A 20,535-nucleotide genomic window follows, 5' to 3' on the forward strand; every position below is an offset into this window, starting at 1 on the left:
ATGCGTGTTCCTCTCAAGTCGGTTCCGGCAGGTCGCGCCCGGCCAGCAGGCCGCGCAGGCGCGGTTGGGCGTGGCCCGGGACATGCGCGTCCGCCAGCGCGATCAAGGGGCGAATCCGGCGCCGGATCTTTTCGTCGTGGTGAGTCGCGATGTCCGCGATGCGGTGGTTCAGGTAGGGGTTGAGCAGACGGTCGCGCACCGTGTCGATATAGCGCTCGGCCGCCTCGCGCTGGCCCAGGGCCGCGAACACCGGCAGCACCTCGTCGCGCCAGACGTGCTCGATCCCGTCGCTGAGCCGCGCATCGGCGAGCGCCTCGCGCACCGTTTCGTCGGGCGGGCGGCCGTCGCGCAGCCACTGCTCGGCCAGCCAGGTGTGGCCCAGGTTGAGGAAGAACAGTTTCAGGCGTTCGTGGCTGACCAGGTCGTCCGTCACGACGATCTGCTCGTGCGTGCAGGGCAGCGTCATGCCGGCCTGCCGCTCGATGGCCCACAGTGCGTATGGCTCGGCGATCGCGCCCACCGGATCGATCGCCTCGGACACGATCCGGTCCACGAGCGAATTCACCCAGACGCAGGTGTGCCGCAGGTAGGCGAGCAAGCCGTCGGGCAGGCGCCACTGCCGGGCCAGATCCAGCACGATGTCGCGCAGCGTGTCGCCGTTGTGCGCGATCAGCTCGCAGGGCAGCAGCGTGAGGCCGTCGTCGGGGCGCTGCTGCCAGCGCGCATGAAGCAGCGTCAGCAGCTTCGCCGGGAAGCTGTGCGGCACCCGGGCCGGGTCGGCGAGCGCCTCGGCCGAGTCGCGCGCGTCGAGCCGGTAGCCGGCATCGGCCGTGTTCGACACGATGACGCGCACCTCGTCGACGACGGCCTGGCGGATCGCGGCCCAGTCGGCCGCGGCGGTCCAGGCCTGGCGCACCGCCTCGCATGGCACGACGCGGTCGATCACGGCGCCGTCGGCCAGTCCGCGGATGCGCACCGGATAGCGGCCGGCCGCGGCCAGCGCCTCGATGCGGGCGCGGCTGGCCGGGTTCGAGGTGGTCTGCACCACGCCGATGCTGCCGATCGCCTCGCCGCGCGCGAGCGCCTCGGACACGAAGAAGGCGGCATGCGCGAGCAGGAACCGGCTCGTGCCGAACTGGAGGATGGGGACGCTCATGCGGCGGGTCCTGGTTGCGTTGGCATGCCGGTCAACACTCGACGAGCGCCTTCACCACGGTCTGCCCCGGCTCGAGCAGCCGCGGCAGCGCCTCGGGCACGTCGGCCAGCCGCATGCGGTGCGTGTTCAGCGCCTGGTCGGGGATGTGCCCGTCGCGCATCGCCGCCAGCACGGTGTCGAAATCGACGGCCGTGGCGTTGCGGCTCGCCAGCAGCGTCATCTCGCGCTTGTGAAACTCCGGATCCGAGAACGTCACCTGGCCCGGCACGATCGAGATCAGCACGTACCGCCCGCCGTGCGCGACGAACGCGAAGCCGCGGTTCATGGCGTCGATGTTGCCGGTCGCGTCGAACACGACGTCGAAGAACTCGCCGTTCGTCAGCGCGGCCAGCTGCGCCGCATCGCCTTCGCCCACCGGCACCGTCGCGGCGATGCCGAGCTGCGACCGGCAGAACGCCAGGCGGTCGGCGCGCGTGTCGAGGCAGGTCACCGTGCCGCCGCGCAGCTGCGCGAAGATCATCGCCGCCATGCCGATCGGCCCCGCTCCGACCACGAGCACGCGCTGGCCCGGCTGCACCTCCGCGCGCCGCACGGCGTGCGCGCCGATGGCCAGGAACTCGAGCATCGCGGCCTGGTCGAGCGAGACGCCCTCGGCCTTGTGCACGAACTGCGCGGGAACGCTCAGATACTCGGTGAAGGCGCCGTCCCGATGCACGCCCAGCACCTTGATGTCGACGCAGCAGTTGGTTTTGCCCTGGCGGCAGGCCACGCAGTGTCCGCACGACAGATAGGGCATGACGTAGACGCCGTCGCCCGCTTCGAAGCCGGAATCGGCCTCGGCCTCGACGACGACCGCCGACAGCTCGTGGCCCATCACGCGCGGATATTCGAGGTAGGGCTGATTGCCGGTGAAGATGTGCAGGTCGGTGCCGCAAATGCCGACCCGGCTCACGCGCAACAGTATTTCGCCGCTGCCGCGCACGGGCAGGTCGCGTTGCAGTGCCCGCAGCACGCCGGGCGCTTCGCAGATCACGCTAAGCATGGGAAGCTCCTTTCATTGGGATCGGGTGGACCGGCCCGACGGGCCGATTCCGTAGAAACGGCACGCATTGCCGCCGAACAGGTCGCCAGCGGCATCGGGGCCGAAGGCGCGCCTGCCCTGTTCCTCGCAGGCGGCCAGCCAGTCGGCGTAGCCGTTGCAGCCGTCGGCCAGGCGCAGCACCGGCCAGTCGCTGCCCCACATCAGGCGGCGCGGGCCGAACAGCTCGGCAAGCGCCTGCACGTAGGGCCAGCTGCGCGTGTCCAGCGCGTCGCGATCCGCTGCCGCGCCGGCCTCGGTCCAGAGGCCCGACAGCTTGCAATGGACGTTCGGCAGGCTCGCCAGACGCGTCATGCGCGCCCGCCACGGCTCGCTTTCCCCGCGCGCGATGGCCGGCTTCGCGCCGTGGTCGATGACGATCGGCAAGTCGGGGAAGCGTTGCGCGAAGGCGAGCAGCGCATCCAGATGGCGCGGCAGCACCAGGGCGTCGAAGCACAGCCGGTGCGCCAGCATGGCGGCCACGGCCGGCTCCAGTGCGGGATCGTCTATCCAGGCGTCGTCGGCGAGATCCTGCAGCATCGGCCGCAGGCCGCGCGCCTTCGGGTGCGCGGCAAAGCTTGCGATCCGACTCGCGGCGTCGGCGCCCTTCAGATCGACCCAGCCGACCACCGCCCAGACCGAGTCGGTGCCGGCGGCCAGCTCGAGCAGATACTGCGTGTCCGCCTCGGTGGGCAGCGACTGCACGAGCACGGTGCCGTCGATGCCGGCGGCCTCGAGTTCCGGCGCCAGGTCCGGCGGGGTGAAATCGCGGAAGATCGCCCGCAGCTCGCCGGGCGGCCAATAGCCCCCGCGCGCGGCGATGCGCCAGTAATGCTGGTGAGCGTCGACTCTCGGCATCATCTCGCGCTCCCCGGCACCGGCGCCGCCTCGTCGATCAGCGCCTCGTGCCGAAGCGCGTCCCACAGCGCGCCGGGAATCTCGTGCTCGAGCCAGGCGATGTTCTGCTGCAACTGCGCCACGCTGCGCGCGCCGACCAGGCACGACACCACCGCCGGGTGGGCGAACGGGAACTGCAGCGCCGCGGCCGGCAGCGGGACCGCGAAGCGCGCGCAGACGGCCGCGAGCCGCGCGGCCTTGTCGATCACGTCGGCGGGCGCGTCGGCGTAGTTGAATTTGCCGTTGCCGGTCAGCAGGCCGGAGTTGAACACGCCGCCGACGACGAGGCCCGTGCCGGCCCGCAGGCAGCGGTCGAGCAGCGGCGCCAGCGCCGTCTGCTCGAGCAGCGTGTAGCGGCCGGCCAGCAGGATGACGTCGAGCGCCGCCTCGTCGAGCGCATCGGCGGCCACTTCCCATTCGTTGACGCCCAGGCCGAACGCGCCGATCTCGCCGGCCTCGCGCAGCGCTTCCAGCGCGCGAAAGCCGCCGCCCCTGGTCAAGCTGTCCCAATGCTGCGCATGGCGCTCGCCGTGCGTCATGCGGCCGATGTCGTGGACGTACAGCACGTCGATCTTCGCCAGGCCGAGCCGCTGCCGGCTGTCTTCGTAGGAGCGCAGGATGCCGTCGTAGCTATAGTCGAAGACGGGGCGGAACGGCAGCGGCGCGGCCCAGCCGTCGTCGCCGGGCCGCACGCTCGCGTCGGGCCGCATCAGGCGGCCCACCTTGGTGCTCAGGGTGAACGCGTCGCGCGGGCGTGCCGCGAGCGAGCGCCCGACGCGGCGCTCCGAGAGCGTGTAGCCGTAATAGGGCGCGGAATCGAAGTAGCGCAGGCCGGCGGCCCAGGCCGCGTCCATCAGCGCGTCGGCCTCGGCGTCCGCCATGGCCGTGTAGAGGCCGCCCAGCTGCGAGCAGCCGAGGCCGAGCGCCGTCAGCGGCAGCCCGTTGCGAGGCAGGGCGCGGGTATCGTGAGCGTTCATGATGCCACCAGGCAAATGAGCAAGCAGGGTTGAGAGGGGCGGCGGGCGCGGCGGCGGCGAGCCCGCCCGCCGCCGCGGCAGGGCTTCAGTACAGGACGTTCTTCGCTTCCTTCGAATCGAGGTTCTGCTTGTCGATCATGACCACCCCGGTATCGACGAACTTCGCCACCGGCTTGTGCTCGATGACGCGGATCACGGTCTTGATGCCGTGGTTGCCCATCTGCCACGAGCCCTGCACGGCGATCGCCTGGAGCGTGCCGTCGCGCACGAATCCCTGCAGGTCCTCGTTGCCGTCGAAGCCGATCGCGACGATCTTGCCCGCCTTGCCGGCCTGCTTGAGCGCGCGGCCCATGCCCACCGCGGTCGGCTCGTTCGCGCCGAAGATGCCCTTCAGGTCGGCATTGGCCGACAGCACGTCGGTGGTCTGGTTCAGCGCCGTCGCCATTTGCGATTGCGAGTAGTACGGGCCGACGATCTGCAGCTTCGAATGCGCCGCGATGTACTTGCGGAAGCCGCCCACGCGGTCCACTTCGGAGCCGGCGCCGGGCACGTAGGACATGATGGCGATCTTGCCGCTCTGGCCCACCCGGTCGATCAGCGCCTTGGCGCACAGTTCGCCGGCCTTCTCGTTGTCGGTGGACAGGAACGACTGGTAGTACGGCTTGCCCGACGCCGAGACCGGTGAATCGATCAGCACCACCGGGATATGCGCCTCCCAGGCCTTCTTCATGGCCGGCACCAGCGCGTCCGGATCGGACGCGGCCAGCACGATGCCGGCGACGTGCCGGTTCACGGCGTTCTCCACCATGTTCACTTCGTCGGCGATGTTCGATTCGGACGCCGGCCCCTGGAACGTCATCGTGTAGCCCGGTGCGTCGCTGAGCGCCGCCTTCGCGCCCTTCTGCACGTTCTGCCAGTAGTTCGAATTGACCGTCTTGACGATCACGGCGATCTCGCCGCCCGCCGCGTACGCTCCGGTACTGAATGCCGCGCACGCCATTGCCGCTACCGCCAGCAGGGAAAGTTTCCGCATGTCTCGCTCCTGTCTCGTGTTATTGCACTGCTCGTGGGAAATCAAATGCCGTGGGATTACCGCGTCGTCCGGTTGCGCAACTGGTCGATCCAGACCGTGCCCAGGATCACGATGCCGATGATGATCTGCTGGATGAAGCTGGAGACGCCGTTCATGTTCAGGCCGTTGCGCAGCACGCCGATGACGAACGAGCCGATCGCGGTGCCCGAGATGGTGCCGACGCCGCCCATCAGCGAGGTGCCCCCGATCACGGAGCTGGCGATCGCGTCGAGTTCGTACATGACGCCTTCGTTGGGCTGCCCGGTCACGAGCCGCGACATCAGGATGCAGCCCGTCACGCCGGCCATCGCGCCGGAGAGCACGTAGGTGAAGAGCGTCACGCCGCGCACGTCGACGCCGGACAGCCGCGCCGCTTCGGCGTTGGAGCCGACCGCGTAGATGTGGCGCCCGAGCGAGGTCTTCGACAGCAGCACGGACACGCCCACGAACAGCACCACCATCACGACCACCGGATAGGGAATGCCGGGGAAGGTGACGTCGGGAAATCCGTCGGCGCCGATCCGTGCGATGCGGAACAGCGCGCCGTTGCCGAGCGTGCCGAACGCGTCGCCGAGATCGGATACCGGGCGTGCGCCGGTGATCTGCAGCGCGAGGCCGCGCGCCACCAGCATCATGCCGAGCGTGGCGATGAAGGGCGGCAGGCCCATGCGCGTCACGCAGATGCCGTTGACGATGCCGCACAGCGCGCCCACCAGGACTCCGCAAAGCATCGCGACCGGCACCGGCACGCCGGACTTGGTGAGCAGCGCGGCCGAGACGCCGGCCAGCGCCAGCACGGAGCCGACCGACAGATCGATGCCGCCGGCGATGATGACGCAGGTGGCCGCGACCCCGAGGTAGGCGATCGAGGTCACCTGCAGGCAGACGGTCATCAGGTTGTCGACCGAGAAGAACGCCGGGCTGGCGGCCGAGAACGCGATCACGAGCGCGACCAGGCTGCCCAGCGCCGCGAACTTCTGGATGAGGTCGCGGCGCCGTTGATGGGCGGCCTGCCTGGCGACGTGGGTGGGATCGGATGTGATGTCAAGCATGGGTGCGCCCCGAAGCGTAGTGCATGATTTCCTCCTGGCTGGTGTGCGGGGTGTCGAGCACCGCCGTCACGCGGCCCTCGTGAAAGACGGCGATGCGGTCGGTCATCCCGAGCAACTCGGGCAGTTCCGAACTGATCAGGACGACCCCCACGCCCTGCGCGGCGAGCCGGTCCATCAGGCCGTAGATGGCGAATTTCGCGCCGACGTCGATGCCGCGCGTCGGCTCGTCGAAAAACAGGATCCGCGAGCCGCGATAGAGCCACTTGCCGATCACGACCTTCTGCTGGTTGCCGCCCGACAGGTTGCGCACGATCTGGTCGACCGACGGCGTGCGGATCGCCAGCTCCTTCACGTAGCGCTGCGCGACCTGCTGCTCCTCGCGAAAGCGCAGGAAGCCGGCGCGCGACGAGATCGCCCGCACGTTGGCCAGCGTGAGATTGGCGGCCACCGGCATCGTCAGCGCGAGCCCTTCCTTCTTGCGGTCCTCCGACAGATAGGCCAGGCCGTGCCGGATCGCTTCGCGGGGCGAGCGGATGCTCACCGGCTCGCCATGCAGCGTGATGGTGCCGCCGTCGAGCCGGTCGGCGCCGAAGATCGCGCGCGCCACCTCGGTGCGGCCCGCGCCCATCAGCCCGGCAAAGCCGAGAATCTCGCCGCGGCGCAGGTCGAACGAGACCGGGCCGAACACGCCGTTGCGATGCAGGTCCCGCACGCTCAACAGCACCTCGCCGGTGGGCACCGATTCCCGCACCGGATAGGCCTCGTCGAGCGAACGGCCGACCATGCGCGCCACGATGTCGTTGACGCTGAGCGCGGCGAAGTCGTCGGTGGAGATATGGCGCCCGTCGCGCAGCACGGTCACGCGGTCGACGATGTGCGCCATTTCGTCGAGCCGGTGCGAGATGTAGAGAATCGCCACGCCCTCGGCGCGCAGTTCCTTGATGATGCGAAACAGCTGCACCGTTTCCGATTCCGTCAGCGACGAGGTGGGCTCGTCCATGATGAGCAGCCGGGCGTCGAGCGAGAGCGCCTTGGCGATCTCGACCATCTGCTGCTGCGCGATCGACAGCGTCCCCACCAGCGTCGAGGGCGGCACCTTCAGGCCGATCCGCGCCAGGCAGCGGCTGGCGTCGGCCTTGAGCCGGCGCGTGTCGACGAACGGGCCGCGCTTGGGCTCGCGGCCCAGGTAGAGGTTTTCGGCCACGCTCAGATGCGGCACGAGGTTCAGTTCCTGGTGGATGATCGCGATGCCGGCCGCCTGCGCCGCCGAACTCGAGCCGAACTGCACCGGCTCGCCGCGGTAGCGGATCACGCCGCTGTCCGGGCGGTACTGGCCGCTGATGATCTTCATCAGCGTCGACTTGCCTGCCCCGTTCTCGCCGCAGACGGCATGCACCTCGCCGCAGCGCACGTCGAACGTGATGCCGTCGAGCGCCACCACGCCGGGAAAGCGCTTGCCGATGCCTTCCAGGGCGAGGATCTCCCCCGTCGGGGGCCGGGCGGGAGCCGCCGACGCGTCGGGCAGGCTGCTGGGAATGCTCATCGTGTCTCCTTCGAGGTGGCCGGCCTGGCTTTGCGCTGGTCAGTCCAATTGCTGCGAATTAGACCGTATTGCAATAATTTGGTCAAGCCAATATGGATATCTGTAATGGGTCTTACCAATAGTGGAAACCCTGATGCGCGGCGGCAGGTCCGTCGATCGCGGCTTGCAGGGCATGCTAGACTTGCCCGGCCCCACGCCCCGCGTGGTATTCCGCTCGCCGAACCCTCACCATGAAAGCAACCGAGCCCAAGCGGCTTTACCAATCGATTGCCGCCCAGATCCTGACGCTGATTCGCCGCGGCGATTTCCCGCCCGGCGAGCGGCTGCCGCCGGAACGCGAGCTGGCGATGAAGCTCGGCGTGTCGCGTCCGTCGCTGCGCGAGGCGCTGATCGCGCTCGAAATCGGCGGCAACGTGGAGATCCGGGTCGGTTCGGGGGTCTATGTGCGCGAGGCGGGCGTCGGCGACGAAGCCGCCGTCGCGTCACTGGGCGACAGCCCGTCGGAGCTGATGCAGGCGCGCGCGGCCATCGAGGGCAGCGTCACGGTGCTGGCCGCGGCGCGCATGACGGCGGCGATGGCCGATCGCCTGCGCCGCTCGATCGAGCGGATGCATCGGCTGGCCGCGGCCGGCAAGTCGCCGGTCGAGGCGGACCGGCAGTTCCACATGCTGATCGCGGAGGCCGCGGGCAATTCGGTGCTGAGCCGCTTCGTCGCCGAACTGTTCGACAGCCGCCATGATCCGATCGCGGCCGCGCTGCGGGGGCATGTGGAGAACCCGGTCACCTGGACCGCCGCGGCGCGCGAGCACGAGGACATCCTGCGGGCACTGCAGTCGGGCGATCCGATCGCCGCGCAAACGGCGATGCGCACCCATCTGCGGGCCTCCGAAGGACGGTGGACGGACGGCGAGATGGCCGCGCAGAGCCGCACGGCCGATTAGCAGGCCGCGGCGTAGCGGCGGCTGAGGCGGGGCGGGCGCGGCGGCGGCGGCCGAGGCGGGCGTGCCGCCGCCGCGGAACTAGGCGACGGAATCGGCCAGTTCGCGCGTGCGCCGCGCCTGCGCCGGGCGATTCGTGCCGTCGAGCGCGCCGAGAAAGCCGGCCGCCCAGTGGTGCACGTCGTGTCTGCGGATCTGGGCCAGCAGCGCCGCATGGCGCCGCACGCGTTCCTCCAGCGGCATCGTCAGCGCGGCGTGGATCGCGCGCGCGGTGCCCTGGATATCGTAGGGATTCACGAGCAGCGCGTCGGTCAGCTGCTCGGCGGCGCCGGCGAAGCGCGAGAGCACCAGCACGCCCGGGTTCTTCGCGTCCTGCGCGGCGATGAATTCCTTGGCCACCAGGTTCATGCCGTCGCGCAGCGGCGTGACGAGCGCCACGCGGCTCGCGCGATAGAGGCCCGGCAGCGAGGTGCGGTCCAGGCTGCGGTGGATGTAGCGTACCGGCATCCAGTCGAGTTCGCCGTAGTCGCCGTTGATCGAGCCGCACAACGCATCCATCTGCTGGCGCAGCCGGCTGTAGGCGCTCACGTCCTCGCGGCTGGGCGCGGCGATCTGGATCAGCGTGGCGTGCTTGCGCATCTCCGGGAACATCTCGAGCATGGCGCGGAACGCCTGCACGCGCTGCGGCAGCCCTTTCGAGTAATCGAGCCGGTCCACGCCGAGCAGCAGCTTACGGCGCGAGTATTCGTCGCGCATCTGTTCGTAGACGTTGAGGCCGTCGTCGTCGGTGGCCATTTGCGAGAAGCCGTCCACGTCGATGCCGATCGGGAACGCGCCGACGCGGATGGTGCGGCCGAAGGCGCGCAGCCGCTCGCCGTCGATCAGTTGCGCCTCGGCCTCGGCCTCGGCGTAGCGCACGAAGTGGGTGACGTCGGTATGCGCCTGGAAGCCGACCAGGTCGTAGGCGAACAGCGAGCGCATCAGCCATTCGTGTTCGGGGATGGCGGCCATGATCTGCGGCGGCGGCACGGGGATGTGCAGGAAGAAGCCGATGCGGTTGCGGCAGCCCTGGGCGCGCAGTTCGGTGGCGAGCGGGATCAGGTGATAGTCGTGGACCCAGAGCACGTCGTCGGGCTCGAGCAGCGGCAGCAGCTTTTGCGCGAACAGCCGGTTCACGCGGCGATAGCCGTCGCTGAACTGCACGTCGAAGTTGGCGAGGTCGAGCCGGTAGTGGAACACCGGCCAGAGCACGTTGTTGGAGTAGCCGAGATAGAACGCGTCGTAGTCGCGCTGCGACATGTCGATGGTGGCGAGCCGCATGTTGCCCACTTCGCGCGTCTGCACTGGCTGGGTAGCCGGGTCGGCTTCGGTGAGCTTGCCGCTCCAGCCGAACCAGATGCCGCCGCGCTGCTGCAGACTCTCGTTCAGCGCGACGGCCAGGCCGCCCGGCGTCGGGCTGTCCGGATCATAGGTGCGATTCGATACCACGACGAGACGGCTCACGATGGGCTCCTGCGGTTCGTTGGGACTCCGATGATCTTTGATGGTGGCCGCCGGTCTCCGGCAGGCCCGGCAAGCCGGCGATGACGCCGTCGAACGCCACGCCGGGCCGATGCGCGGGAGATGCGTAGCGGCGGCGGAGCCGTTTGCCGGGCCCGGTGATGCCTTGCCGCGCATAGCGCGCCGGCCGGCGGCCGTGCGCCCGGGGCGGCCATGCCCGGATTCGGCGGAATTCGAGATAGAGGCGGCGCCCACGCAGTTCAAGAGGCGGGCGAGGCGTCCTAATGTAACAAAATGTGTCGGCGCAATAGCGCGCCTCGGCGTGGGGGCCGGCGTGGCGGATCGCCGGCGGCGCGCCTGTGCCTCCCGAAAAAAAGCGCATCGCGGGCGGCTTGGCGGCTCTTGAAATCCCCGATCGCCGCACTACTTTATGCATCGCTCAGGCAGCCGCGATTCGCGCTGCGTGTTTCGATTTGTTTGTCGATGGGGCTTTCCCCATGAACGGGCGAACTGGAGCGCGTGGACCCATTCGCCGTTCATGAGGCGCCCCGATTTTCAAGGAGCCGATCATGAGCGATTTCTTTTTCAGTCACGACCTGTTGGGCGAGTTCGATCGCCTGCACCGCCAGATGACGCGACTGGCAGGCTTTCCCGCCAGCCTGCGCGCCACCCGCAGCGAGAGCTTCCCGTCCCTCAACATCGGGGACACCGATGACAGTGTCGAAATCGTCGCCTTCGTACCGGGCCTCGATCCGTCGTCGATCGACGTCACGGTGGACAAGCGCCTCGTCATCATCAGCGGCGAGCGCAAGGCGCCCGAGCGCGAGGCCGGCGCACGCGTGTATGCGAGCGAGCGCTTCATGGGGGCCTTCCGGCGCGTCGTCGAGCTGCCCCAGCACGCCGATCCCGACCGCGTCAACGCACGCTACGAGAACGGCTGCTTGCTGATCAGCGTCGGACGCTCCGAGGCGTCGCGGCCGCGGGCAGTGGCGGTGCAATGACCTTTCGACGATTTTTGGAACTGGAGCCCATCATGAGCGCAAACAAGGAAGTGATCACCCACCGCAACCCTGCCTCGCAGGCCGACCACGAGCGCGCGGAAGGCGCGGAGCAAGTCGAGCGCACCTTGCCGGCGGTCGACGTGATCGAGGACAGCCGCGGCGTCACGCTGTATGCCGACCTGCCCGGGGTGCCGCGCGACAAGCTCGACATACGGGTGGCCGACGGCAGCCTGAGCATCGAGGCCGAGGCGGTGATCCCGGTGCCTTCCGGGCTGCGGCTGCGGCACGGCGAAATCCGTCATCCGCGCTTCCTGCGCGTCTTCACGCTGAGCCAGGATCTCGATACCTCGCGCATCGATGCGCAGCTGCGCGACGGCGTCCTGACGCTGAGCATCCCACGCCGTGAGGAGGCGCAGCCGCGACGCATCGAGGTCCGCGCCGGCTGAGCAAGGCGGCAGCGGCAAGCGAGTCCGGATGCCGGGCAGCTCGCGGGTCGCGCGATGGCCGCCGGCAGGCTCGTCGCCGGCGGCCGCGCCATCGAGAGCCGGCCGTTGCCGCTGCGCGCGCGGCGCGCGATTGCAGGCTCAGCCGCCGACCATCGCCCGCGTCGCGAAGTACAGCGCCGACGGCCCGAGCAGGCAGCCCACGCCGGTGTGGAACGTCGAGATCAGCGCACCGTAGGGCACCAGGCGCCGGTCGGTGGCGGCCAGGCCCGCCGTCACGCCGCTGACGGTGCCGGCCAGGCCGCCGAAGATCATCGCCGAGCGCGGCGTGCGCAGGCCGAGGAAGCCGGCCGCGAACGGCGTGCCGACCATCACGATGATGGCCTTCACGAGCCCGGTGGCGATGCTCAGTGCGATCACGTCGGAACTCGCGCCGATCGCGGCGCCCGTTACCGGGCCCACGATGTAGGTCACCGCGCCGGCGCCGATCGTCGTCATGCTGACGGCGTCGGTATAGCCGAACGCGCGCGCCACCAGCGCGCCCACGATGAACGGCAGCAGCGTGCCGAGCAGCAGCGACACCACGCCGATCAGCCCGGCGCGGCGCGCCTCGGTGGCCTGCACCTCGAAGGCGGTCGCGACGATCGCGAAATCGCGCAGCATCGCCCCGCCCATCAGGCCGATGCCGGCGAACAGCGGCACGTCGGCGATGCCTTTCGCGCCGTGCGTGAGGGCGCCGCCGGCGTAGGCGAGTGCGAGGCCGATCAGGATCGCGATCGCGGAGCCGTGAACGCGCCCGCGCGTGAGGGTCCGCGACAGCACCACCGATATCCAGGTCACGACGCCGACCAGCGCGAACGCGGCAACGAGGCCGTTGTGCGCAACGACTTTCTCGAGCATGGCAAGCATGGCGGCCTCCGCTTATTGCTCGACCGGCACGAGCGCCGAATCGTCGTGGCCCAGGCGCGAGAGCACGGCGATGCAGCAGGCGCAGATCGCCACCGCGCCCATCGCCGCGAGCAGCGCGACCGGGCCGCCCTTGAGCGCGGCCAGCACGTTCTGGTTGGCCGCCATCGCCACCACCACCGGGATGTACATCGCGCCCCAGAACGTGACGCCGGCCTCGGTCTCCTTCGGCAGACAGCCGCGCCGGTGCAGCCAGATGCGCAGCACGATCAGCAGCAGCATCGCGATGCCGACGCCGCCGACGTTGGTCTTCACGCCGATCGCGGCGCCCAGCAGGTCGCCGAGCAGAAGGCCGGCCAGATGGCAGAACGCGAGCAGGGCGGTTCCATAGATGATCATCGTTGTCTCCAGTCTTTCTGATAGGAATCGTTGGCGGCGCGCGGGCCGCCGCCCGGCGGTTCATCGATCGGAACGCATTCTCGGGCTGGCCGTGATGCCGGGGGACGGCACGGACAGTCTAGTTCGCCGCAATTCGGGCATTTATGAAGTTGTCCGGGCTTTTGATTCCGAACATCAATGAATCCCGCCGCTTGTTGCAGTTCTCGCCGCAGACTTGCTGGCGGCTGCGGATTTGGCGTTGTCCGGCTGGCGGGGGGAGGCGGGGGGGGGCGGTTCGGTGAGTGGGCCATCCCGCTCACGCGGGTTTCTGCGGCGCCGTCACGTTAGCGGAGTCGGTTCACAATGGGCGCGAGCGCGCCCTGCCCGTTTCATGCGGCAGACGGCTTCCGGGTGAGCGCGGTCCATGCACGCCACGTCGAGCTGCGCGACCACACCCGCCAACCCGGCAGCGCCGCCCCGGCAGTTGCGCACCGTCGGACCGGATAGCTGTCGGATCGAGTCGCGGCTTTCCCGGCTTAGGCGCGAGACGGACCAGCGGGATCCGCCTCGGCGCCATGTGCCGTCAGGTGCGGGCCAGGGTGCTCGGGCCGGCTTCCAGATCGATCTCGTCGTTCGGGCCGAGTTCTTGGATCGACACGCCGCGGTTGGCCGGGCTCTTGGTCTTGCCCATTTGCACGAACGGCGCGTACATCACCATACCCAGCAATAGCGCCACTGCCAGGTTGTTGACGTTGTTCTGGGTGTTCTTGCTCAGGTGCTGGCTCTTGTCCGCGACGATTTCCGAGAGCAAGGTGCTTGCCGTGAACAAGGTCGCGCGCGCTGGAAAGGCGCCCGTCACGGTATTCTTGAAATCGTCCAGCGACGGTATCGCGAACGACACCTTCAATTCCGGAATGCCGCCCTTGGTGATCGCAGTCGAAATCATGTCGTCGGCGAGTTCGCCACCCATGTTCCACGCGGCGCGCTCGGCCGAATGAGCCGTCTGCAGCGCCTGGCCTGCTGCGCCGGCGCCCGATGGCGACGATGCATATGACATGCCGCTGCCGACCGCCATCTGGTCCACGGTGTATGCCGTTCCGGCGGCGAGCGATTGCCGGAACGACGGCTCCTTGGGATGCTTGTCGCCGAGCTTGACGAACTGTTGCATGCCGTCGCGCATCGCGCAGTACAGCACGAAGGCGCCCAGGCTGGCCGAGGCACCCGCCATGCTGCCGGTGCCGATCGCAGCCAGCCCCATCACGCTGCCTACCGCCATCAGCGCAAGACGTGAGTTGCGGCTCGTGTCGGTAGCGATTCCCTTTTCCTTGTCGCGCATCATTCCGGCGACAAGCAGCGCGATCGGCGCGGCCGTCAGCAAAAGCCCGATCATCGCTTTCACGTCTTTCGACAGATGCTTGTCGCTCATCGCCTCACCCAGGCCCTGGCCGACGAGTTGACGAAGAAAGGTCGGGCCGTACACGGTCAGCGCACGCGACACAAAGGCATGGGCGGCGGAGGTCAGCAGCTTGCCCGCCCGGTTGTCGATGTTGTTGTTGACAATGTCGCTCGCCAACTGAAGCACGCTGTTGGTCAGCGTGCGCTGCTCTGCCGTCGTGGGTTCGGGCCGGTGCTCGATCGCGAGCGCCTGCTGCAGTGCCGAGAGGTTCGCGTCCTGCTGAACGGGACCGAGCTGCTGAGCAGATTCCGGGTCATCCAGTCTATCCAAGGCGTTGGAAAAATTCGTGAAGGAGACGTCGTCCATATCCCGCAACGTTTCGTCCATATCCCCGAACGAGCTGCTGGCGTCGAAATAGATGCTGCTCGAGCTCTCCGTGTCCGCCTCGTCGGCCGCGTTGATCGTCCGGGGATCCGGTGCCTGTTCCGGCCCTTGCGCTGACGAGGCATGAGTCGTCGCACGCGGCAGTCTTCTCGGCGCTGGCGCAGACGAGTGTTGGGGCGACGGTGTGGCTGTGGGCAGCGGTGCGGCGGTTTGCGAGCGTTCGCGCGAGGACGGGCGAATGACCGGTGCCTCGCGCGGCGGCGCCTCTTCACGCGCGAGCACCGTCGAGGTCGAGGGCAGATCCGACAGCGCGTGGGAACTCGTCCGTTGAGTCGGGGCAACTGTTTGGCTGGTGCCGGTGCTTTCGTCAGCCACTGCCCCCGGATTGGGAGCGGTCGCCGCAGGGCGATGAGCGTTAACCTTGCCGTCCATATTATTCTCGTGAAAGGTTATGAGTCGGAACAAGACGTGTAAGCCGCCGCAAGCGGAGGCACGTTCAATGTATCCGGCTCGATCTTTCACCGACGTCACAATACGAACTCGCGTCGTGTGTCACGAAGCCCGGGAGCCTTTGCCCCGCATCAACGGCGGCAGGCGCCCGGCAAATCCTGCTCGGTTCGAGCGGCCGGGCAAATGCTCGGTGGCGTGTCGCAGCGCGCGGCGCGGCGGCGCGCCCGGCCGTCACCAGCGCAGCACGCGCGGCCCGATCGCGGCACCCGCGGCGCTCGGCACCAGCATGCCGAGCAGGTACCAGGCGCTCCAGAACGGCACGCCCATCTCCGGGCAATGCAGGCAGTAGACGAGCGTCGCGACGGCGCCCGACAGCAGGCCGCCCACGCCGCCAGCCAGCGCGAGGCGGGTGGGCGCGAGGCGCCTGAGCGCGGCGAGGATCGCCACCAAGCCCGGCACCGACAGCAGCGCGATCAGCCACGGACAGACCTGCCAGGTCGAGCCGAGCACGAGCGCGAGCCGGTCGCCCGCCGGCGCGGCGGCCAGCACGGCCAGCGCGGCGATCCAGGCCACTGCCACCGGCGCGGCGATCAGGAGGCTCGGGCGGCCGGCGTGCGCACCCGGGCGCGCGAGCCTGGCGAGCGTGGCGAGCGCGCCGATCGCGAGTGCGAGCGGCAGCGCCAGCTTGGCCCAGAACAGCGGCGTGAGCGCGACCTCGGCGAGGTCGCGGCGCATGCCGAGCAGGGCCGCCATCAGCAGCAGCGCGCCGGCCGCGCCGATCGCGAGCGCCGTCGCGAAGCGCCTGGCCGGCAGGCGCGGGTCCGCGGGCGTCACGCCGGTGGCCAGCATCGATATCAGATCGTCGGTCTTCATCGTGTTCCCCGAATCTTCGCGGCCAGCGCCTTCAGGCCGCGGTGTACTCCGATCTTCACGGCCGATTCGGACAGGCCGGTCATCCGCGCCGTTTCGGCCACCGACAACCCTTCCAGCTTCACATGCAAGATCGGCAGGCGCTGCCGGTCCGGCAGCGTGTCGAGCAGCTTGGCCAGATCGCGTCGCGCCTCGAACGGTTCCGACTCCGGGGCCGCGAGCCACTCCGATTCGTCGTCGAAGCTTTGGTTCAGCGCGTCCTGCCTGGACCAGGCGCGGAAGTCGTCGATCAGCTTGTAGCGCGCGATCGCGTGGACCCAGGCCGTCAGCGGCTCGCCGGCGCGATACGTGTGCCGCTTGTCGTGGATCGCCAGCAGCATCTCCTGCACCAGGTCCTCCACGTCGGCGGGCCGGTTCGCGAGCCGGCGCCGCACGAAGCCGCGCAGGTACGCGCACAGCGCGCTCAGGAAGCGCCGATAGGCGGCCTCGTCGCCATCGAGGCCGGCCAGCAGCCACTGCCGCAGCGCCTGTTCGGTCTGCTGCCGAGCGGCACCGTCTCGAATTCGCTCCATGCGTCGTCCGGGTTACAGGAAGCCGAAAAAATACTTTCGGCGAATGCCGCGGCGCGCGTTCGCGAGTCCGGGCGCGGGCGTGGGGCGTGCCGCCGTCCGCAGGCGGGCACGAGGCGGATTGTATCTTGGCCAAGCGACGCGCAGCCGTCGTGCCGGAGGCCGAGCCGGGCTGCCGCCGCATCGCGGCCGCACGTCGGCACGTCGGTACGGCCTCGCCTCGGCAGAGTCGGAGCGGGCGGGGGGAGGGACCGGGGCGCAGCGCGGCATGCCCGGGCCGGCAAGCGATTCCGGCCGACGCTGCTGCGCCGGCCGGCCACCGCCTCAAGCCAGAGAATGACGGGCGGCGCGTGTCTTCAGGACGCGTTCGCCCATCTCATTCGATGCGTTGCCAGGCAGCGCCTGCCTGCCGCCCGTGTCGGCCCGTGCGGCGGGTTCGATCGATCGGCGATGCATTGCATTCGCAACCGAATGAGCGGCCAGCTTAGCAATCCGCGAAATTGGTGCCCATACCCCGAAATGGGTAGGGCGCCGAAGCGTGCCCTCGTCATCGTGTTGACGGCGCGCGCGCCGGCCTCAGGCCGAGCCGAGCGCCGCGATCTCGATCGCGAGCGTGGTGCCGCGCGCGCCCGAGTCGATCCGCAACTGGCCGCCCAGCCGTCCGACCCGCGCGCGCAGGCTGTGCATGCCGATCCCGCCGTGCGGCGTGGGCGCCTCCGGATCGAAGCCGTGTCCGTTGTCGGCCACCGTGATGCGCAGCCCGCGCGCGCCGTCGTGCACGAGGCCGATCTCGACGCGCGTCGCGCCGCTGTGGCGCAGCGCGTTGGTGGCCGCTTCCTGCAGGATGCGCATCACATCGAGGCAGACGGCGTTGGGCAGTTGCAGCGTGCCGATGCCGTCGAGCCGCCAGCGGCAGTCGATGCCCTGCGCCTCGAACGCGCGCGCGAGCCGGTGGCGCAGCGGTGCGATGAGGCCGTCGAGCGAGCGCGTGCCGGCGTGCTCGAGCGCGGCCGAATCGATGATGATGCGCAGGTCGTCGCGCAGCTCCTTGAGGATGCCGAGGAAGCGCGCCGGCGGCATGTCGTGCGGCGCGTGCTCGAGCGCGCTGATGCTCGACACCAGCGTGCCGCCGAGCCCGTCGTGCAGGTCCTGCGCGAGGCTCAGGCGCTCGTTCAGGCGCGCGTTGGCCACCTGCAGCGCGTGCTCGCGATCGAGCGTGTTGCGCAGGTCGCGCCTGGCCTCGGCCACGGCGCCCGTCAGCTCGTCGTTGAACTGCTCGATGCGCTGCAGGCTGGTGACGAACCGCCAGGCGAGCACCAGCGCCATGCCGATCATCTCGAACTGCGCCGCGATCGAGGTGTAGTAGAGATTGTCGGTCAGCACGCCGAGGAAGGTCAGGATGTCGTGCACGCCGGCCGCGATGAAGATCAGCATGCAGGCCGACAGCGCGAGCCGGTCCGCGCGCGGGCGGCGCAGCGAGAACACGATGAAGGCGCCGCAGCAGCCGATGAAGGTCGCCGCCGGGATCAGCGCGATCACGGCGCGCACCGTCTCGATGGCGGCATGCGGCGCGGCCAGCATGGCCGCCGTCTGCGCCGCCGCGAGCACCCACAGGGCGGCCTCGAGGCGCGCGTGGCGGCGGTTCGCGAAACGCAGCGTGAACATCGCGAAGCTGCTGGCGAACAGCACCACGGCCACCGACATCGCCGCCTCCCAGCCGTCGGTGCTCGTGAACGGCCACGGCGTGGTGACCACCTGGTTCATCTGGAAGCACCACCAGGCGAGCGACTGCAGCCCGAACCAGCCATACACGCTCTCGCGCCGCCGCATCAGCCACAGCACCACGAAGAAGCAGCCGAGCATGGAGGTGATGGCCAGGCTGTAGCGCTGCAGGTCGCGGCGCAGTTCGTGCGAACGGCCGTAGTGCCGCGCCACCACCTCGGACGGCCCGACCAGCACCGGGCCGAGCCCGGGCGCGTAGGCCGCGAGGCCCGACACGCGGATCAGCAGCGTGTTGCCGGCGTGCGCGCCCGCGTGCAGCAGCGGCGCCGGCAGCAGCCAGTAGCGCGGCATGTTCCAGGCGCGGCTGAGCGGCTCGGTGAGTTGCACGTCGCGGCCCAGCATCGTGCCGTTCAGGTAGACCGCGCCGGCCATGTTCAGGTAATCGATGAAGACGGCGAGCGGCGCGTCGGCGCCGCATGCGGCGGACCAGTTCAGGCGATACCACACCACGCCGTCGAAGCCGGGCCAGCGCGAGGTCCAGACGTCGGGCAGCGTGACGCGCAGCCAGCCCGTGGCGGGCGGCGTGGCGGCGTCCCAGGTGCCGCGCGCCGCCTCGACGACAAGCGGGCAGCCGGGCCCGTCCTCCGGCCTCCCATCGGGCCGTGCATCGCGGCCGGGCCGCGTGCCGGCGGCGAGCGCAGCCGGCGCGGCGGGCGAGGCGCGCGGCGCCGCGGGGGCGGCCGCGCCGGCCGGCGTCGCCAGCAGCGCGCAGAGGGCGGCGGCGAGCCCGATCAGCATGACGGCCGCCACCGGCATCTGCCGCACGGCGCGCGATGCGGCGGCCGCGCGCCCGGCCGCGAACGGCAAACTGTGATCGCAGTTTGGTGCTGCTTGCATGCCGGAGGGCCTCGTCAGGGCAGCAGCCCGTGGGCGCGGGCCTCGAAGACGGCCTGCGTGCGCGAGCGCACCGCGAGCTTCTTGTAGATGTTCTTGATGTGGCATTCGACCGTCAGCCTCGACAGCGACAGCAGCTCGGAGATTTCGCGATTGGTCAGGCCCTTGCTGACGATGCCGAGGATTTCGATCTCGCGGCGGCTGAGCCGCACGGGCGGGGCGCCGTCACGCGACGGCAGCGTCACGGTGCTCGCCGGGGCCGCGGGCGCGGTGGCGGGCGGCGGCGCGTTGACGCTATCGAGGATGTAGCGCGCCACGAACGGATCGATCGGCGCGCCGCCGCGCAGCACGCTGCGGATCGACAGCGCGATTTCGAGGTCGTCGCGCTCCTTGAGCAGATAGCCGGTCGCGCCGGCCTGCAGCGCGCCGACGATGGTGGGCCCGGTGCTCCAGGTCGAGATCACCACGATCGGCAGCGCCGGGTCGGCCTCGTGCCATTCGCGGATCAGCTCGATGCCCGAGCCGTCGGGCAGGCCGATGTCGACCAGCGCGATCGCGCAGGGCTGGGTGGCGCGCGTCGCGCGCGCCTGGGCGAGGCTGTCGGCGAACAGCAGGGCGTCGTCGGCATAGCCGAGCGAGGTGAGGATCGTGGTCAGCCGGCGCTGCATCATCGGCTCGTCGTCGACGATGAGTAGCGGGCCCGGCACCATGGGTTCCGGCGGCAGAAGCGTCATGGGTCGCGTGTTGTGTGGCTGGATCGGATGGCAAGCAGGCGAACGGGCACCCGGGTGGGGCGTTCGCGGGCCGGCGCGAGACTCGCGCCGACGATAGCACCGAATGATACGCGAGCGATCCGGCCGCGGGCGGAGCCGCACGCATCGCCCGCGTGGCCCGTCTCGCGGCGTGCGGTGCGCGCCTAGCCGGGCGGCAGCAGCCGCGCGAGCGCGGCGTCGAGATCGGCCACGAAGCTCAGCTGGCTGCCGCGATTGCTCTCGACGATGAAATCGTGCAGCGGGCCGCTCGCCACCGCCGTGAAATCGCCGATGATCGCGAGCCGCAGATGGTAGTTGACGAACAGCTGCAGCAACTCGCCGGCCACGCCGGTGCGCAGCGCCAGGAAATCGGGGTGCAGGCAGGCGGCGTCCACCGCCAGGCCGTCGAGATCGCGGTGGCCGTGGCCGAGCATCAGCTCGAGCGCGTCCTGGCGGCTGCGCACGGGCGCGTCCACGGCGCTCACGTGGACGATGCGGATGCCGTGCTGCTCGATCAGGCGGGCTTGCATGCGCGGGGCGATCCGGTGGGGGCCGTC

At 69.8% G+C, this 20,535-nt stretch carries 19 protein-coding genes; 3 read left to right on the plus strand and 16 right to left on the minus strand.

Features of this window, described 5'->3' with window-relative positions; all coding sequences use genetic code 11:
• Positions 1–13 precede the first annotated feature (13 nt).
• The 7 genes from KS03_RS05100 to KS03_RS05130 all read right to left on the minus strand — a co-directional run bounded on the left by KS03_RS05100 (position 14) and on the right by KS03_RS05130 (position 7,775).
• Positions 14–1,156 (minus strand): mannitol dehydrogenase family protein, encoded by a 1,143-nt coding sequence (locus tag KS03_RS05100; RefSeq protein WP_015877862.1) that lies wholly within the window; start codon positions 1,154–1,156, stop codon positions 14–16.
• 31 nt (positions 1,157–1,187) lie between these two features.
• Positions 1,188–2,198, minus strand: a complete 1,011-nt coding sequence (locus tag KS03_RS05105; protein WP_015877861.1) for a zinc-binding alcohol dehydrogenase family protein — start codon at positions 2,196–2,198, stop codon at positions 1,188–1,190.
• 12 nt (positions 2,199–2,210) lie between these two features.
• Positions 2,211–3,095, minus strand: coding sequence for an amidohydrolase family protein (locus tag KS03_RS05110; RefSeq protein WP_015877860.1), 885 nt, complete (start codon positions 3,093–3,095; stop codon positions 2,211–2,213).
• The gene (locus tag KS03_RS05115) at positions 3,092–4,108 is read right to left on the minus strand and encodes an aldo/keto reductase (protein ID WP_015877859.1); all 1,017 of its coding nucleotides are present in this window, start codon (positions 4,106–4,108) and stop codon (positions 3,092–3,094) included. Before KS03_RS05115 ends, KS03_RS05110 begins: the two co-directional genes overlap by 4 nt.
• 85 nt (positions 4,109–4,193) lie before the next feature.
• Positions 4,194–5,141: an ABC transporter substrate-binding protein gene (locus KS03_RS05120; protein ID WP_017432313.1), complete on the minus strand. Its 948-nt coding sequence runs from the start codon at positions 5,139–5,141 to the stop codon at positions 4,194–4,196.
• 56 nt (positions 5,142–5,197) lie between these two features.
• A complete protein-coding gene (locus KS03_RS05125) occupies positions 5,198–6,232 on the minus strand; it encodes an ABC transporter permease (RefSeq protein ID WP_015877857.1) in 1,035 nt (344 codons plus the stop codon).
• Positions 6,225–7,775 (minus strand): sugar ABC transporter ATP-binding protein, encoded by a 1,551-nt coding sequence (locus KS03_RS05130; RefSeq protein ID WP_015877856.1) that lies wholly within the window; start codon positions 7,773–7,775, stop codon positions 6,225–6,227. Before KS03_RS05130 ends, KS03_RS05125 begins: the two co-directional genes overlap by 8 nt.
• Positions 7,776–8,005: 230 nt before the next feature.
• On the opposite strand from KS03_RS05130, the gene KS03_RS05135 reads away from it, so the two are divergent.
• Positions 8,006–8,716, plus strand: a complete 711-nt coding sequence (locus KS03_RS05135) for a FadR/GntR family transcriptional regulator (protein WP_015877855.1) — start codon at positions 8,006–8,008, stop codon at positions 8,714–8,716.
• A gap of 78 nt (positions 8,717–8,794) precedes the next feature.
• Here KS03_RS05135 and otsA read toward each other — a convergent pair whose 3' ends face one another.
• Positions 8,795–10,216, minus strand: a complete 1,422-nt coding sequence (gene otsA / locus KS03_RS05140; protein WP_015877854.1) for an alpha,alpha-trehalose-phosphate synthase (UDP-forming) — start codon at positions 10,214–10,216, stop codon at positions 8,795–8,797.
• A 566-nt stretch (positions 10,217–10,782) separates the two neighbouring features.
• Between otsA and KS03_RS05145 the strand changes: the two genes are divergently transcribed.
• Positions 10,783–11,214, plus strand: a complete 432-nt coding sequence (locus KS03_RS05145) for an Hsp20/alpha crystallin family protein (protein ID WP_015877853.1) — start codon at positions 10,783–10,785, stop codon at positions 11,212–11,214.
• A 32-nt stretch (positions 11,215–11,246) separates the two neighbouring features.
• A complete protein-coding gene (locus KS03_RS05150; protein ID WP_015877852.1) occupies positions 11,247–11,660 on the plus strand; it encodes an Hsp20/alpha crystallin family protein in 414 nt (137 codons plus the stop codon).
• 138 nt (positions 11,661–11,798) lie between these two features.
• Here KS03_RS05150 and madM read toward each other — a convergent pair whose 3' ends face one another.
• The 8 genes from madM to KS03_RS05190 all read right to left on the minus strand — a co-directional run bounded on the left by madM (position 11,799) and on the right by KS03_RS05190 (position 20,508).
• Complete coding sequence (gene madM, locus KS03_RS05155) at positions 11,799–12,566, minus strand: malonate transporter subunit MadM (protein ID WP_015877851.1); 768 nt, start codon at positions 12,564–12,566, stop codon at positions 11,799–11,801.
• A gap of 12 nt (positions 12,567–12,578) precedes the next feature.
• On the minus strand, positions 12,579–12,962 hold the full coding sequence (gene madL, locus KS03_RS05160; protein ID WP_015877850.1) for a malonate transporter subunit MadL: 384 nt from the start codon (positions 12,960–12,962) through the stop codon (positions 12,579–12,581).
• A gap of 562 nt (positions 12,963–13,524) precedes the next feature.
• On the minus strand, positions 13,525–15,153 hold the full coding sequence (locus KS03_RS05165) for a hypothetical protein (protein ID WP_127913892.1): 1,629 nt from the start codon (positions 15,151–15,153) through the stop codon (positions 13,525–13,527).
• Positions 15,154–15,402: 249 nt separating this feature from the next.
• Complete coding sequence (locus KS03_RS05170; protein WP_015877848.1) at positions 15,403–16,044, minus strand: DUF1109 domain-containing protein; 642 nt, start codon at positions 16,042–16,044, stop codon at positions 15,403–15,405.
• Positions 16,041–16,613 carry a sigma-70 family RNA polymerase sigma factor gene (locus KS03_RS05175; RefSeq protein WP_015877847.1) on the minus strand — a complete coding sequence of 191 codons (573 nt, stop codon included), beginning with the start codon at positions 16,611–16,613 and terminating at the stop codon, positions 16,041–16,043. Before KS03_RS05175 ends, KS03_RS05170 begins: the two co-directional genes overlap by 4 nt.
• 573 nt (positions 16,614–17,186) lie before the next feature.
• Positions 17,187–19,229, minus strand: coding sequence for a sensor histidine kinase (locus KS03_RS05180; RefSeq protein ID WP_043308229.1), 2,043 nt, complete (start codon positions 19,227–19,229; stop codon positions 17,187–17,189).
• A 14-nt stretch (positions 19,230–19,243) separates the two neighbouring features.
• Complete coding sequence (locus KS03_RS05185; RefSeq protein WP_015877845.1) at positions 19,244–19,960, minus strand: response regulator transcription factor; 717 nt, start codon at positions 19,958–19,960, stop codon at positions 19,244–19,246.
• A gap of 182 nt (positions 19,961–20,142) precedes the next feature.
• Positions 20,143–20,508 (minus strand): DUF4180 domain-containing protein, encoded by a 366-nt coding sequence (locus KS03_RS05190; protein WP_015877844.1) that lies wholly within the window; start codon positions 20,506–20,508, stop codon positions 20,143–20,145.
• Positions 20,509–20,535: the final 27 nt, after the last annotated feature.

It is taken from the genome of Burkholderia glumae LMG 2196 = ATCC 33617, assembly GCF_000960995.1.
Taxonomy (GTDB): domain Bacteria; phylum Pseudomonadota; class Gammaproteobacteria; order Burkholderiales; family Burkholderiaceae; genus Burkholderia; species Burkholderia glumae.